Origin of the sequence: Corynebacterium nasorum (assembly GCF_022345765.1) — a bacterium.
In the GTDB taxonomy this organism is placed as follows: Bacteria; Actinomycetota; Actinomycetes; order Mycobacteriales; family Mycobacteriaceae; genus Corynebacterium; species Corynebacterium kefirresidentii.
Genome location: NZ_JAKRDR010000013.1, coordinates 53,094 through 67,566, shown reverse-complemented (window position 1 = coordinate 67,566; position 14,473 = coordinate 53,094). Strand labels below are relative to the sequence as shown.

The following is a 14,473-nucleotide window of genomic DNA, read 5'->3' as shown; positions in this document are numbered from 1 at the left end:
CAGGCTAACTGCCTCGCCTGCCACCACGCGCTCAACAGCAGCATCCTTAACATCCTTCGGAGTCCAACGCGTCACAACTACCTCCCGGTCGAAGTGGCGCATTCACCCCTTGACAGCACGGTTGGTCTTTTTGCCGCGGAAGCGGGCTAGGGCGTCCACTCGGTAAATGACCCAGATGGGAAGCAGGTAGGTCATGAAGGCGAAGAAGACGCCGCCCACGACAGAAATCATGTCCAGGATGGAGGGGTTGAAAATTCCTACCAGTGACGTGGCGATGAAGATGAAGAGGTAGGTCCATAGGTCGAGCGTGCGGGCAGACATCTTCTTTGTGGCTTTCGGGGCGGCCAGGTTGAAGAGGTACTGGGTGCCCTCGATGGTGCCAAGGGCATGGCCGAAATAGGAAGAAGCCACTGCACAAATAACCACGATGGGTGCCATGTAGGCCATAAATGGGGTGCCGGTCTCGTTGGCGAAGTAGGAAAGTACCGGCAGGTTCTTGTCATTTGCCTCCTGCATGCCGTCTGCACCCATGGCCAGCGCGCAGGACCAGACAAAGAACATGGTGAAGACGGTTAGCAAGATGGCGGAATTGCGGATAACCTTATCGGATTGTGCGTGGTGGTCCGCGCCGTATTCCTTTTCCATGCCCAGCGAGAATTGGGAGATCGCAGCAACGAAGGAGAAGGAGAACACCAAGACGGGAAGGATAAGGATAATGGCCTTGATAACGCCGCCAGCGGTGTGATCGCCGGCCTCCATGAAGGACCCGAGGTCCCATTGTGGAATGAGGTAGAGCGATACTGCTGCCAGCGCCACGATGAGCGGGTAAACCACGAACTGAGCAATCTTCAACATGATGGCATTGCCAAAGGCAAGTGCCAGCGTCATCAGACCTACGCACAGCGGTGCCAAGATGTAGCGGGAAATTTCCGGCCCGCCTAGCTGGTTGACGATGAAACTATCGACTGTATTGGTAATAGATACGCCGTAAATGAGCACCACCGGGAAGATGGTGAACCAGTAGATAATCGCGAGGATGATGCCGTTGCCCCGGCCAAAGAAGTGAGTGAGTACTGCAAGGACGTCTTCGCCATGCAGCGGCGAATAGCTAATGATCCAGGAGAAAGCACGGTGGGCCAGGTAGATCATCGGGAAGATGAGCAGGGTGGCTACCAGTAGCGGGACAAAGCCGAAACTGCCGGCGGAAATCGGCAAGAAGAGGATACCTGCGCCCACGGCAGTGCCGAAGAGCGTGATGGTCCACTGGCTATTGACGGCCTTATTGGTAGCTACCTGGCTGCCGCTTGGGGTGTCTGCGCTGCCGGTAGTGGGTGAACTGGCCGGTGAAGCAGGCGCATTCGCAGTCGTGTGAGACATAGAATTCATCCTTCAGTACGTGTGAATAAGACAACATAAACAATCTATCTGAAGGTTTTGGCGAACGAAAGTAAAAGTGTGATCTAGGTTAAAGAAATATTAAAGACCGCCGCACCGAGGGTGGTGCAACGGTCTTTGGGAATCTTGCTAAGGCTTGGCAGCTAGTCCGCGATCAGGTTTTCTTCCTTCAAAAAATCGAGTGCCACGGTGGTGTAGTCCTCACCGTCGACGTCGACGCGGGCATTGAGTTCCTGCATCTTTTCGTCGGTAAGCAGCTGTGACAGGGGAGCGAAAAGCTCTTCAATTTCTGGATGCTCATCTAAAACCTCGGTGCGGATAACCGGGGCAAGGTTGTACTTAGGGAAGAACAGATTAGGGTCCGTCAACACCTGCAAATGGAGGGCCTTAATGCGGCCATCGGTGGCGAAAACGGAGCCAAAGGTGCATTCTCCCTTGTCTAAGGCGGCATAGACCGCGCCGGAATCCATTTCCTTAATGCGGCTGCGTGGAGGCTCTTTCACCCCATAACTCTTGAGCATGGGAAGGAGTCCATCATTGCGGGCGAGGAATTCGGCATCGGTGCAGAAGGTTTGCTGCTCGGGAGGAAGCTCCTTAATATCCGCGAGCGTCTCTACGTCCGATTCTTGGTGCGTCTTCTCACTTGTAGCCAAGGCGTAGGTATTGTTCATTGGCGCTGGCGGCAGCCACGTTAAGCCATTTTCCTTATCAGCCTTTTCCACGGCTGCGTATTGTTCCCGTGAACCAGGAACGGGATCATCATGGCCCAAATAGGTAATCCATGCGGTACCGGTGTACTCAAACATCGTGTCCATATCGCCTACTTGGAGGGCTTGGCGGGCCGAAGTAGATCCCGGAATATTGGTGAGATCCTTGACGTTGGCACCCGCTGACTGCAGCAAAATGGCTCCAATTTTTCCCAAAATGATCTGCTCGGTGAAGTTCTTTGACCCGATGGAAATGGTCTCGCCTCTCAGATCAATGCCGGCGAGATCGCCTTGCAGTTCGCCGCGGGGAATCAAACCACCTGCAGTACCAAGGCCACAGCCCGCCAGAAAAAGGGTGCCTACCGCGGTGAGTGTTGCCATCAGGCGTTTCATTTGATCATCCCCTTCGGCGTAAAAGCGAGTTCCAATAGTCGGCCCACCCATTCCACGGTGAGCGCTAAGGCTGCGATAAGTACCGCGCCCGAAACAAGGATCGGCGTGCGATAAAGGTTGATTCCAGAGGTGATGAGTCCGCCAAGCCCACCGGCATCGATAAACGTGGCAAACGCACCTGCGCCTACGAGAAGCACCAAAGACGTGCGGACACCGGTCATGATGACCGGCAGCGCAAGCGGAAGCTCTACCTTGGCGAGAACCTGCATGGGGGACATGCTTAGCCCGTGCGCTGCCTCAATGAGCTGCTTGTCGACGCCCCTTAAACCTGCAATGACATTGGCCAGCACCGGCAAGAAGGCATAAAACCACAACCCGAGGATGGCAACCGGAGTGCCGAAGCCGAGCCAAATGGCCAGGAGTACAATGACGCCAACGACCGGAGCTGCCTGACCAATATTGGCGATACCCGTGACCACGGGGGCAAGAAATTGCGTGGACTGTCTCGTGAGCAGAATCCCTAAGGGGATTGCGGCAGCGATAACCAAGAGTGCGGAAATAAGCACGAGCACGAGGTGCTCCCACGCCAAAGCCGCGACGGAATTGAGCTCCAAGGTGCGAGCCTCAATTTCATCAAGATCCGCGGTGGCGTGCCAAATGAGCCATCCGACAACTGCCGCGATGACTAGAACTGGAATACCGAAAATGAGGAGCCGGTTCTCTCCTCCGAGGCGTTTAAGCTTTTCCACTGCTACCTCCTTCACCGCGAGGAGAGTGGGCATCGGAGTTGATCTGACGGATGTAGTCATTGACCGTGTCATAAAGGAGCACGCCTTGGAATTTTCCGCGGCGGGTAACCATGGCGCCGCCGTGGGAGGAAGCAAGCATGGCCGACATGGCGTCGCTAAGCGTAGAACGAGCTTCCACCACAGAGGACAACTCTATAGTCGGATCAGGAATGAACTCAAAGCGGCTGAGCTGGCGTTTGGTGATCCATTCGCGCGGGTGATCGTGCTCGTCCAGGATAACGACAGTCCCTTCTCCGGCGGTATCTAAACGCTCGAGAACGTCTGCAGTCTTCTCGCCGATGCGCCCTATGGGTGGCGACCAAAGCTCAAGTTCATCCGCGCGCCGCAAATTTAGCTGCTTGAGGGCAGAGCCCGAACCGATGAAGTCTTCCACAAAATCATTCGCTGGTGCGGCCAGAATATTTTCCGGCGTATCGTACTGGCTAATCTGCGCGCCGGGTTCAAAAATGAGGATACGGTGGCCCAGCTTGATCGCCTCATCGATATCGTGCGTTACGCACACAACGGTCTTCTTTAGCTCCGATTGGATGTTTACCAGTTCATCCTGCAGGTGCGTGCGCGTAATCGGGTCCACTGCGCCGAAAGGCTCATCCATGAGCACCACTGGGGGATCGGCCGCGAGACCACGCGCTACACCCACGCGCTGCTGTTGTCCGCCCGAAAGTTCTCGGGGGAAGCGGTCCCGGTAGATCGAGGGATCCAAGCCCACCATGTCCAAGAGCTCATCGGTGCGCTGTGAGATTTTGTTGTTATTCCATTTCTTGAGCTTTGGCACGAGTGCAATATTGTCTGCGACGGACATGTGGGGAATGAGGCCGCCGCCTTGAATAACATATCCGATGTCTCGGCGCAGCTGGGTGGAATTCTTCTTGGTTACGTCTTCACCGTTAATCCGGATTTCGCCGCTGGTGGGTTCGACCAGGCGGTTAATCATTTTAAGCGAAGTGGTCTTACCACAGCCGGAAGGTCCCACAAATGCCACGAGCTCTCCGGCGGGGATGCGGAAAGACAACTCTTTTACCGCAGGTGATTTCTGTCCTGGGTAAGACTTGGTCACGTGGTCAAAGACGATTTCAGCACCGCTGGTCTCGCTAGCTGAAACCGGACTTGATTGCTTGTTTTGTGTCATGCGGAAATGCCTTTCGGGGTGGTCAGTTTCTGGATGCCGGCAAGAATTGCATCCACGATGAGAGCGATTACCACGACGCCGAGTGTGCCGACTAGCGTGTAATTCAGCGCGTTGGTGCCGCCAATTTGGCTAAGGCCGGAATAGATATAGCCGCCGAGGCCTGGTCCAAGTGCATAGGCCGCGATGGCGGCCACGCCCATAGACATCTGGGTTGCCACTCGGATGCCAGTCATGATGATGGGCCATGCCAGTGGCAAGCGGATGCGAAAAAGAATCGCCGCTTTGCTCATGCCTTGTCCGCGAGCAGATTCAATAATGCTGGGGTCCACCGTATGTAGTCCGACAATTGCATTGCGCAGAATTGGCAAAACTGCATAAAAGACTACGAGAACTACGGAGGGCACTGTGCCGATTCCAAAGAGGGGAATGGCGAGGCCGAGAAGGGCGAGTGAGGGAAGCGTTAGGCCAATGGAGGATAGGGCATTGGCTAGGGCCGCTCCGCGTGGGCGTTGAGCCGCAAAAATAGCTATCACGAGAGCGATTATTAGTGCTACGGCCACGGATTGGATGACCAAGCTGGTGTGCTGATAGCTGCGGAAGAGGATGTCCTGCCAACGCGCAGCAATAAAATCTGTCATTTCATCACCTTAAAGAAAGAAGGAGAGGGTGGGATTGGTGTTTTAGTCTCTATAAAACTCCCTTCGAGAAGGCATGACGTACCGGTCAAGGATACAAAGTTGGAGGTGGGTCGGCCAATGGACAAGAAGAAGGCCGCCGCACCATGGGAGGTGCGGCGGCCTTCTGTTTGAGACGGGCTAGGAAACTATATTCCTAGGGCAGAAGTGAGGTGTTCTTAGAACAGGCCCTCAGCCTTCTTGCCAAAGTCATTCAAGGTGTGCTCGCGGGAATCAACGTTCTGGTCGTTGTACTTGGAGTCATCACCCTTGATGCGGGAGGTCTGGGTTACCTCGATGTTATTGATGAGGCGGCCTTCCTTGGTCTTGCCATCGCCGAAGTCCAGGTTCGCAATGCGAGCCTCCTCGCCAGCGTTAATCGGGTTAGCCAGGGTTACCTCGAAGGAGCGGGTGGAGGTCTTCTCGTTGAAGCCCAGGTCACGGATGTGAGCGCCTTTGGAGGAACGCGGAGTGATGAGGCGGTCAACGCCCTTCGGGCCCTTGGCGGTCTTCACATCAACGCGGAACTGGGTAGCTGGGAACTCGCCGTAGTAGCGCTCGGAGCCAACGTTCTTGGCGCGGACTGCAACGGTGCCTGCGAAGCCAGCGTGCTTAGCGCCGGAAACGGTCATGTAAGGCTCGAGGTCGAGCTTGTGCTTGGAGTCCTTCTTGTCCTCCTTGGCATCAACCTCTTCCTGCTTCTTCTTGTCAGCAGTCTCTTCGTTCTTGCCCTCTGCCTCAGAAACCTTCTCGGCATCTTCCTTGGCGGTGCCCTCGGTGTCCTTGATTACCTCTGCGTCAGCCTCGAGGTTCTTGTCCTCTTGCACAACCTTCGGGTCGTTGACGTCGGTGGTGTTCTGGGCATCCTTGTTAGGAGCGTAGGAATCAGACAGCTTGTCGTACAGCTTGACGCGAACTTCGTTCTTAACCGGCTGCATTGCATTCCAAGCGGTCGGGGTGGACCAGGTGCCGTTTGGCTTGCAGTACTGCTGGGTACCGGTCATGTTCAGCACGCGGAAGCCGTAGGTAGCTTCACCGGTGTGGTTTGGCGGAACGTCGTAAGGTCCGATGGACTGGCCAGCCTCCCAAGACAGGGAGTAGGAGGCGCTAGCACCAATCTTGGTTGCGATCTCGTGGGAGATGCCTGCGGAGCCTTCAGCATTCTTGCCGGAGCCCTTGCCGCCCAGGTTCATGGACGTGGTCTCGGTGCGGTCACCGTTGACGGAAACGGAGATGGACTGGGACTTGGACAGATCCTGCTGCAGCGGGATGTCCTTCTTGGTCTGGTTGGTGGTGGAGATGGTGCCGGCCGGCAGGAAGCGATCGGAAACCTTGTAGACCACGGTGCGGTGGTCCTCCCACGGGTTACATACCGGGCGAGGGTTCAGAACGTTCGCCTTCATGTGGTCGGAACCGTGGGTGGTGTGGATGATGGGCAGATCCGGGTTCAGCGCCGGGGTTTCCGGGTAGGACTCGGTCTGGGTGGTGGCGCCAGCCAGCGGTGCCGCGAATGCGGTGCCGGCGACGATGAGGCCGGTGGTCAAGCCGGTCATGCGACGACGAATCGACATCTAGAACTTCTCCTAATGCAGGTAGAAAATGAATGAACTTATGAATGAAATCCAGCAACTCTCGACGTTGCGCTAAGAAAACGCTAAAACACGCTTAAAGTTACGTCATCTCTTAGATGTCTATATATTTTGCCTTCAGAAGGAGCGATATACTTCATATAGACCAAGCTGTTTATTGGGTCCTGTTCCTGCTAAGTGGTCGATAGTGCGTCAAAAATTATTGATGGATAGATGTCTATACAATTCCTATTTGGAGCGAATTGGAATACCCCCGTGTGGGGGTATTCTGCCTCTCCCAAAAGTGACGTACGAGTCTTGTAGGGAAATTACGGGCGTGCCACTATATGCGTCGTACGCTGCATTTAAGCGGGTGAAAGGTGGTTATAAAATGCCTGCGCGTGAATGTTACATGTCATAAGTTATAGGCGTTTACATGGCAGAGGTTGGTGCTTTTCGCAACCGGAACTGTCCAGGATGTTCCGAAGAGGGTGGGGTGCAGGGCTAGAAGAGGGCGGATTCGACGATCAGCATAAGGGCTGCAGAGATGGCCACAATGATGACGATGCGGTTGAGCAGTTTCCTATCTATAAATCGGTTGAGGTAGTTCGCTGCGATAAGTCCAATGACAATAAGGGGGAAATAGGCCGCCGCAGCGGTTACTTGGGTGCTGCTGATCTGTCCATTGAGGGTCAAAATTATAAGAGAAATTAAGGTTCCGAGGACGAAGGTGCCCGCCAAAGTGCCGCGGGTACGGTTCGGATCAAAACGCTTCATAATCAACGCCATGGGCGGGCCGCCTATGGAAGTGGAGGTGCCCAGGATGCCGGAGGCTACGCCGGCGATGAGCGTATTGAGGGTGGTCGGCCGCGGGCTCCATCCCAAACTGGATAGGGTCATGGCAAAGAGTACGGCGCAACCGATGAAGATGGATAATCCATCAGGGGACAGACTCGCGATTGCCCAAGCGCCTATTAAGGAACCGGGGATGCGGGCAAGAGAAGAGATTCCCACCACGCGCCAAGAAGTCTCGCGGTAGGAGCGCGATAGCGTATAGCTAGAAATGCACAACGCGAGCAGCAGAATGAGCGTGGGTAGCAGGTCAGGTCGAATGAGCGCGATGATGGGCGTGGCAATGGTCCCTAAACCAAAACCGATGGCGCCCTGAGTGATGGTGCCGGCAAGGATGAGGAGGCCGATGAAGATATAGGACCATGCGTCCGCGGAGATTCCCAGAAACATAACGAGTGCTAAGTGTATCTGGGCTCAATCCTGCCGACTAAACCTAGGAAAGGCGAGCTGTCACTTTCTCATTGGAGGCGATTTCCTCTAACCGCTCTGCTGGGCACACGCCGGCAACGATGACGGCGGAACCTCCCGCGGCGAGGGGCTCGAGCACGGCGCGGGAAAAAGACTCATTATCAGACCAGCCGGTAGATAGCAGGCGCTCGGCGCTCGCAGGAGTATTGACGAGTTGCGGCAGTGGCTGGGTTTCACCAAAGTACTGATCGCCGTAGAAGCGCACGGTAGGGCCGAAATCAATAGCGCCAGTGGGTAGATCGCCGCCGGATTCTACGACGCCGCGGCCAAAGGGGTCCTCGCTGATGAGCACGATATCGGCTTGGGGTTGACGATCATGGGCGGCGGGGTAGCGGGAGGGGGAGGTAAAGACGACGTCGGCAAGCGCGGCAGACTCGCCAAAGCTATAGGAAGGGCCGGAGGCGAGCGCACCCAAGGCCACAACGGCCGCTTGCCACGAGGAGGGCAGATCGATGGCAATGGTGGAATCTGCCTCTAGGTCGAGCTCTTCTTCCAGCATATTGGCGATCTTCGCTACCCAATTGTCGAGCGTTTGCCCGGAAAAATCCATGCGTGCGCCGGTGGTCTCGTTATATACGGTAAGGCGCGGAGAGGCGGCATCGGCATGCAAAAGATGGGCGAGTAGTTCCATACTCGCCCATCGTAGGGGAGAAGTGCTAGTTCACGCAGCGCGGGCCATCGCCACCGGCGTCGATTTCTGGGGAAACCTTGGCGGTACCGAAGTCATCGCCCGGGGTGCCTACCGGCTGGCTGGACTTGTCTTCCTCCGGCTCTTGGGCGCTGGCCTCCTTATCGGAGGGGCCCTGGTAGTCATCGGTAGCCACGACGATGAGGGTGTCATTATCGAGCTGCGGGTTCTCTGCCACCGGCAGGCCACCCAGTTTCTTGGCTAGGGCTTTCGCCTCCTTGCTCGTCGGATCAGCGGCTACCACTTGCGACTCACTGTAGATGCCCGGTTGCGCGTTAGCGGAGCGCTCTACCGTATAGCCCTTGCCCTCAAGCCAAGAGCCGATGCCGGAAGCTAGGCCGTCAATATTGCCGGCGTTGAGGACGTGGATATTGATATTAGGATCGACGTCCTTGTCCTTGTCCGCCTTTTTCTGCTTGTCCTTATCCTCGGCCTTGGCCTCATCGGTGGCTTCATCGTGGGACTTAGCCAAATCGTCCATGAAACGGTGAACCTCGGCGGCGTCGATAGTAACGATAGATTCGCCATAATCGCCCTGGCCGTCGATGGAGGTAACAGGGATGGTGGTGAAGGTGACATTGCCGCCTGCCAGGCCGGCAAGCTGGGTAACAAAGCCCATAATGTCCCAGCCCTCATCGATGACTACGGAGCGTTCCACCGCCTTGGCAATCTTGGAAAGCTTGGAGGGATTAGCCAGGGTGTCATTGTCCAAGATCTTATTGACCAGGGAAGCCATAAAAGCCTGCTGGCGCACGATGCGGTCGAGGTCGCCGCGCGGCAGGTTGTAGCGCTGGCGCACAAAGGCTAGGGCCTTGGCGCCATCGAGGGTCTGCTTGCCCTTGCTGAACTTAGCGCCAGACATATCGTCATTGACGTCATCATTGAGGCAGACTTCGACACCATCGACGGCGTCGGTAAGCAGGGTAAAGCCCAGCAGGCCCACCTCCGCGTAGTGGTCGATGGACACACCGGTCAAGGACCGCACCATGGCCAATAACCCTTCGCGGCCGGCCTCGACGCCCTGCTTTTCGATGTCCTTATCCGAGTGCGGCTTCTTTTTGCCCTTTGCTTCTGCCTCTGCGTTTTCCTGCTTGAGCTCGTCCACCTTGGCGTTCTTGTGAGAGGCGAAGACAGCATTCATCTTCATATTGCCGTACTCCGGATCCTTAACATAGGTATCGCGCGGAATGGACACGGCGGTAGCACGGGAACCATCCTCCGGAACGCGGATGAGCATCATGGTGTCGGTATTTTCCTCACCATCGGCCACGCCGGCGTGCAGGTCTGCTAGTTCCTTATCGGAGAGGGGATCGCCCTTAGCATCGGTGCGCGAATCCTTGCCCACCAGCAAGATATCCACCGCGCCATCGAGCGAGTTACCGGAAAGTCCCTTGCCGCCTAAGGACAAGTCCTTGGCAGAAGACATACCATTATCAAGCCGGCCGACGGTGGCATAACCCACGCCAGATACCACCAGGATCAGGGCGGATAGCAGGGCTACGATCGTCTTTATGGCCGTGGAACCTTTTTGCTTTACCGCACTAGCGGCAGAGGGCGCCGGCTGAATGGTGCGCGCCCGGCGAGTGTTCTCAGAAGTCACAAGTGGAGGCTTTCTAGATTGGTGGGGATCTGGAGACAGTTTAGGGCAGAACGTTAAAAAATTAGTGATCCGCGTCCGATTTCGCGTGTTCGGGCAGTGTCCCTGCCCAGCGCGAGGAGTGCTTGTGACTAAGCTCGTGGCCATTGTGACTACTCCAACTCAACTCCCACTGGCCGTGATCACCGTGACTTATAGTCCCGGACAATACCTCGGTAGTTTTTTAGACTCCTTGCCGAGTGCGTACGCCCGCGGCACCAAGGTGGTGCTTGCGGATAATGGCTCTACCGACGGTGTTCCCGAGGCTGCCGCCCGCGAGCGCGCCGGGGTAGATTTCCTCGATACCGGCGGGAATATCGGCTATGGCGCTGGCATGAACGCCGGTGCCCGCGTCGCCCGCGAGCGCGGCGGAGTAGATGAGGAATTTTTCCTGATTTCCAACCCGGACGTTGCCTTTAGGCCGGGATCTATCGATCGGCTCATCGAGTGTGCCCGCAAATGGCCGGACGCTGCGGCCGTGGGCCCGCGCATAGTAGAGCCGGACGGCACCAATTACCCCTCTGCCCGTGCCGTGCCTACCGTCGCCACCGGCATTGGGCACGCCCTCTTTTCCTCGATCTGGCCCTCTAATCCGTGGTCGCGCGCTTATCGCAATGAAACCGATATGACTACGCAGCGGCCGGCTGGTTGGTTATCTGGTTCCTGCCTTCTTGTGCGTTGGGAGGCTTTTGAAGCCATCGGCGGATTTGATGAGCGTTACTTCATGTACCTCGAAGATGTAGATCTAGGCGATCGCTTCGCGCGTGCCGGCTACCAAAACATTTTCTGCCCAGAAGCAGTCATCAGTCACGCCAAGGGGCATTCCACACAAGCACACGCCGGCGCCATGCTACGCGCGCACCATGACTCCGCCTACCGCTTCCAAGCAGACCGCCACCCCGCCTGGTGGCAGGCCCCATTGCGTGGTGCACTGTGGCTGGGGCTGCGGGTGCGTGGGTTAATTGCCTCGGCATCGGCAGGTTCTTAGGCCGCGGTGCGCGTGCCGTTGACCTAGATTGCGCTTTTAAGCTCTACACTGTCCCTCAGAAAATCACCGAATAAAACTGTCTGCATACATAAGGAAGACTATGACTGAAGCAGTCACCACCCACGGTGCCAGCACGGATGCAGTGATTCTCGTTGGCGGTCGCGGTACCCGCCTGCGTCCACTAACCATCGGTACACCGAAGCCGATGCTGCCGACGGCCAACTATCCGTTCCTGCAGCATCTTCTCGCCCGCATCAAGGCCGCCGGCATCGAGCACGTGGTCATGTCTACCTCATATAAGGCTGAGGTCTTTGAGGAGTACTTCGGCGACGGTTCGGACCTAGGCCTGGAGATCGAGTACGTGGTGGAAGAGACCGCACTCGGTACCGGCGGCGGTATCCGCAATGTCTACGACAAGCTGCGCAATGACACCGTCATGGTCTTCAACGGCGATGTGCTGTCCGGCATGGACCTGGAGGGAATCCTCACCACGCACCATGACAAGGACGCCGATGTCACCATGCATCTGCTCAACGTGGCTGATCCTCGTGCCTTCGGCTGCGTGCCTACCGATTCCAATGGTCGGGTAACCGCCTTCTTGGAAAAGACTGAGGACCCGCCGACCAACCAGATCAACGCCGGCTGCTACGTATTCAAGCGTTCGGTCATCGAGTCTATTCCGGCCGATCGTGTCGTCTCTGTCGAGCGCGAGACTTTCCCGGGACTGCTGGCAGAGGGTCGCCTCGTTGTCGGTCACGTGGACAACTCCTACTGGCGCGACATGGGCCGCCCAGATGACTTCACTCGCGGATCGTCGGACTTGGTGCGCGGCATTGCGCCTTCCCCGCTGATTGAAGGCAAGACCGGCGAGTCCTTGGTGGATCCTTCGGCCGGCATCGCTGGTGGCGTGCTGCTGCTGTCCGGTACTGCCGTGGGCCGTGGTTCCGAGGTAGGCGCCGGATCTCGCCTCGAGGGCACCGTCGTCTTCGATGGCGTACGCATTGAGCCAGGTGCCATCATTCATAACTCCATTATTGCCTCCGGCGCACATATTGGCGCCAACGCGGTCATTGAAAACTGCGTCATTGGCGAGGGCGCCCACATTGGAGCGCGCTGCGAGCTTCTCGACGGCATGCGTGTCTTCCCCGGCGTTTCCATCCCGGACGCTGGAGTGCGTTTTAGCTCCGATGCTTAACGCTCCTGCCGTGGGCTGGGCCATGCGATAAGTCCGACTGGGATAGGCCGAACTGAGGAAAATGAGTCCTTGGTTCGGCCTTTTCCATGCGGAATTACTCAGCCTGTCCTTCTAAAGCTGCCACCATAATGCGAAATCTGTGCAGCGTTGGTGAGTACGTAGATCCCTTCTTTGAGAGATTGTGCGCGCGACACGCCGGAATTTTCTGAAAATTGTTGACAGAAAAACGAGGTGCCACTACATGTAGTACCCCCTACCTATACCCCCGGTGGGGAGTAGTTGTTACAGATGTGACGCGTGGGGATCGTGTGCTGCGTTTTTGCCGAAAAGTGCAAAGAAGCCGCTAATTCGGGTTGACGATATTTAGTGATCCGGTGTGAAATTACATCAGTGAAAGAAACAGCGGCCGACGCCGTTACTTCCACACCGGCCCAGCGGGGTTACCCAAAGGGAATGTGGTGTACGGTCGGTTGCACTGATTAGAATTACCCAACCTCGGAGAAAGGAAAAGGCGTGGACAAAATGGCTAATAACAACGCCATTCTCCGTGGCGGTGCTGCTGCAGAGATGTCACTCGATGAACTCTTCGGTGCCGTCGAGCAGGAGTGGCAGGACCAAGCGCTGTGCGCGCAGACGGACCCTGAAGCATTCTTCCCTGAAAAGGGAGGTTCTACCCGTGAGGCTAAGCGCATTTGCCAGGCCTGCGCGGTGCGTGATGAATGCTTGGAGTACGCGTTGGAGCACGACGAGCGCTTCGGTATTTGGGGCGGGCTATCGGACCGTGAGCGCCGCCGCCTCAAGCGCGAGATTGGATAATTAAGGTGTCCAGAAAGGCCCCGGGCAAGCACATGACGTGCGGCTCGGGGCCTTTCTGCTGGGTCATATCGTGAAGGTGGCTACCAGCTATAGCGTGGATCCACTTCCTCCGGGTCCAAGTTGAGATAATTCGCCACGAGCGCGGTAATAACCGTACCTAGAAGCTCGGAACGCTCGGACGGGGTGGAAGCGCGCTGCTCGATGGGCATGCGGAAAATGACCAACCGGGCGCGCGTGGGGTGGCCGGCGGAGTCTACGCCGGCAGGAACCACGCGCCCGAGGGGGACCGGCCCATCGGCGATAATCTCATCCGGGAGCACGGTCATATCGGGTGAGAGTCGCATGCGCGGAATGGTGTCTACGGCTAGGTCGAGGCCACGCAATTGCGGGGCGAAGGAGTTTTGGATGGGGGCATAGGCCTCCAAGACGGCCATGTCGAAGTGCTCGCGCGCGCTGCGGTAGCGCGGAGTCTGCTGGGGGAGGAGGGGTCCGCGCATGCCGTGGCCGTGTCGGTCGCGGGCGGGGCGGATGTGCGGGCGAGCGGCGGTCATGCCCTGATTCTAAGGCGCAGGTGGTCTGGATTTAGCGGAGCCACGCCGGGGCGAAGACTATCTAAATCTCAACTAAGGGTTTAGACTTATGCGCTGTGATTATTTCTCGCCATTGCTCCCGCCCAGGCTGCGGCCGCCCCGCCGTGGCGACATTGACCTATGCGTACGCGGACCAGACGGCCGTGGTCGGCCCGCTGGCGGAAGAAGAGAACCCGCACAGTTGGGACCTGTGCGCCACGCACCGCGATCGCATCTCGGCTCCGGTGGGCTGGGAGCTGGTGCGCGTCGATCGCATCGAGCTGGATGAGGAAGACGATCTGATGGCCCTGGCAGAAGCGGTCAAGGAAGACGGCCGCGTGACCACCGGCTTGGTCGATGACGGTAGCGCCGGTTCGGGGGCAGACCCTATCGACTATTCCGCGACCTTTGATGGCGCTGACCCAGCTAATTCGAATCACCCGGTCTTTCGTACCCGTCGCGTGGCTTATGCCAAAAAGGCCCGCCGTGCCCACCTTTCGGTTGTACCCGATGAAATAACGCCGGCGGAATCGGAACTGGACTGACACGGACCCCGCAGTGCAGTAGTTTCCCTGCGGGCGAGAGT

At 57.2% G+C, this 14,473-nt stretch carries 14 protein-coding genes; 4 read left to right on the top strand and 10 right to left on the bottom strand.

Annotated elements, in window-relative coordinates; all coding sequences use genetic code 11:
• Positions 1 to 102: 102 nt before the first annotated feature.
• The 9 genes from MHK04_RS09365 to MHK04_RS09325 form a co-directional block, all read right to left on the bottom strand.
• Positions 103 to 1,377 carry an amino acid permease gene (locus tag MHK04_RS09365; protein ID WP_239208491.1) on the bottom strand — a complete coding sequence of 425 codons (1,275 nt, stop codon included), beginning with the start codon at positions 1,375 to 1,377 and terminating at the stop codon, positions 103 to 105.
• Between the two features lie 161 nt (positions 1,378 to 1,538).
• Positions 1,539 to 2,495 carry a glycine betaine ABC transporter substrate-binding protein gene (locus MHK04_RS09360; RefSeq protein ID WP_239208493.1) on the bottom strand — a complete coding sequence of 319 codons (957 nt, stop codon included), beginning with the start codon at positions 2,493 to 2,495 and terminating at the stop codon, positions 1,539 to 1,541.
• The gene (locus tag MHK04_RS09355; RefSeq protein ID WP_200288104.1) at positions 2,492 to 3,244 is read right to left on the bottom strand and encodes an ABC transporter permease; all 753 of its coding nucleotides are present in this window, start codon (positions 3,242 to 3,244) and stop codon (positions 2,492 to 2,494) included. Before MHK04_RS09355 ends, MHK04_RS09360 begins: the two co-directional genes overlap by 4 nt.
• Positions 3,231 to 4,433 (bottom strand): ABC transporter ATP-binding protein, encoded by a 1,203-nt coding sequence (locus MHK04_RS09350; protein WP_200288102.1) that lies wholly within the window; start codon positions 4,431 to 4,433, stop codon positions 3,231 to 3,233. The genes MHK04_RS09355 and MHK04_RS09350 overlap by 14 nt, the downstream gene beginning before the upstream one ends.
• The gene (locus tag MHK04_RS09345) at positions 4,430 to 5,071 is read right to left on the bottom strand and encodes an ABC transporter permease (protein WP_239208495.1); all 642 of its coding nucleotides are present in this window, start codon (positions 5,069 to 5,071) and stop codon (positions 4,430 to 4,432) included. The genes MHK04_RS09350 and MHK04_RS09345 overlap by 4 nt, the downstream gene beginning before the upstream one ends.
• 215 nt (positions 5,072 to 5,286) lie before the next feature.
• A complete protein-coding gene (locus tag MHK04_RS09340; RefSeq protein ID WP_239208497.1) occupies positions 5,287 to 6,678 on the bottom strand; it encodes a hypothetical protein in 1,392 nt (463 codons plus the stop codon).
• A gap of 501 nt (positions 6,679 to 7,179) precedes the next feature.
• Positions 7,180 to 7,917 carry a sulfite exporter TauE/SafE family protein gene (locus MHK04_RS09335; RefSeq protein WP_239208499.1) on the bottom strand — a complete coding sequence of 246 codons (738 nt, stop codon included), beginning with the start codon at positions 7,915 to 7,917 and terminating at the stop codon, positions 7,180 to 7,182.
• Positions 7,918 to 7,960: 43 nt separating this feature from the next.
• Complete coding sequence (locus MHK04_RS09330) at positions 7,961 to 8,626, bottom strand: TIGR03089 family protein (protein WP_200288089.1); 666 nt, start codon at positions 8,624 to 8,626, stop codon at positions 7,961 to 7,963.
• 25 nt (positions 8,627 to 8,651) lie between these two features.
• Complete coding sequence (locus MHK04_RS09325) at positions 8,652 to 10,283, bottom strand: LCP family protein (RefSeq protein WP_239208501.1); 1,632 nt, start codon at positions 10,281 to 10,283, stop codon at positions 8,652 to 8,654.
• Positions 10,284 to 10,407: 124 nt separating this feature from the next.
• Here MHK04_RS09325 and MHK04_RS09320 point away from each other — a divergent pair, with 124 nt between their 5' ends.
• From MHK04_RS09320 to MHK04_RS09310, 3 genes are all read left to right on the top strand, one after another.
• On the top strand, positions 10,408 to 11,307 hold the full coding sequence (locus tag MHK04_RS09320; RefSeq protein WP_239208503.1) for a glycosyltransferase family 2 protein: 900 nt from the start codon (positions 10,408 to 10,410) through the stop codon (positions 11,305 to 11,307).
• Between the two features lie 100 nt (positions 11,308 to 11,407).
• Positions 11,408 to 12,502: a mannose-1-phosphate guanylyltransferase gene (gene manB, locus MHK04_RS09315; protein ID WP_023020760.1), complete on the top strand. Its 1,095-nt coding sequence runs from the start codon at positions 11,408 to 11,410 to the stop codon at positions 12,500 to 12,502.
• A gap of 567 nt (positions 12,503 to 13,069) precedes the next feature.
• A complete protein-coding gene (locus MHK04_RS09310) occupies positions 13,070 to 13,318 on the top strand; it encodes a WhiB family transcriptional regulator (RefSeq protein ID WP_005528147.1) in 249 nt (82 codons plus the stop codon).
• An 80-nt stretch (positions 13,319 to 13,398) separates the two neighbouring features.
• On the opposite strand, the gene MHK04_RS09305 is transcribed toward MHK04_RS09310, so the two are convergent.
• The gene (locus MHK04_RS09305) at positions 13,399 to 13,869 is read right to left on the bottom strand and encodes a metallopeptidase family protein (protein ID WP_023020761.1); all 471 of its coding nucleotides are present in this window, start codon (positions 13,867 to 13,869) and stop codon (positions 13,399 to 13,401) included.
• A 95-nt stretch (positions 13,870 to 13,964) separates the two neighbouring features.
• Between MHK04_RS09305 and MHK04_RS09300 the strand changes: the two genes are divergently transcribed.
• Positions 13,965 to 14,432 (top strand): DUF3499 domain-containing protein, encoded by a 468-nt coding sequence (locus tag MHK04_RS09300; protein ID WP_324291889.1) that lies wholly within the window; start codon positions 13,965 to 13,967, stop codon positions 14,430 to 14,432.
• Positions 14,433 to 14,473 lie beyond the last annotated feature (41 nt).

Coding starts and splice junctions, on each gene's coding strand:
- MHK04_RS09365 (WP_239208491.1), bottom strand. CDS start 1,377: ATGTCTCACACGACTGCGAATGCGCCTGCTTCACCGGCCAGTTCACCC.
- MHK04_RS09360 (WP_239208493.1), bottom strand. CDS start 2,495: ATGAAACGCCTGATGGCAACACTCACCGCGGTAGGCACCCTTTTTCTG.
- MHK04_RS09350 (WP_200288102.1), bottom strand. CDS start 4,433: ATGACACAAAACAAGCAATCAAGTCCGGTTTCAGCTAGCGAGACCAGC.
- MHK04_RS09345 (WP_239208495.1), bottom strand. CDS start 5,071: ATGACAGATTTTATTGCTGCGCGTTGGCAGGACATCCTCTTCCGCAGC.
- MHK04_RS09340 (WP_239208497.1), bottom strand. CDS start 6,678: ATGTCGATTCGTCGTCGCATGACCGGCTTGACCACCGGCCTCATCGTC.
- MHK04_RS09335 (WP_239208499.1), bottom strand. CDS start 7,917: ATGTTTCTGGGAATCTCCGCGGACGCATGGTCCTATATCTTCATCGGC.
- MHK04_RS09330 (WP_200288089.1), bottom strand. CDS start 8,626: ATGGAACTACTCGCCCATCTTTTGCATGCCGATGCCGCCTCTCCGCGC.
- manB (WP_023020760.1), top strand. CDS start 11,408: ATGACTGAAGCAGTCACCACCCACGGTGCCAGCACGGATGCAGTGATT.
- MHK04_RS09310 (WP_005528147.1), top strand. CDS start 13,070: ATGTCACTCGATGAACTCTTCGGTGCCGTCGAGCAGGAGTGGCAGGAC.
- MHK04_RS09305 (WP_023020761.1), bottom strand. CDS start 13,869: ATGACCGCCGCTCGCCCGCACATCCGCCCCGCCCGCGACCGACACGGC.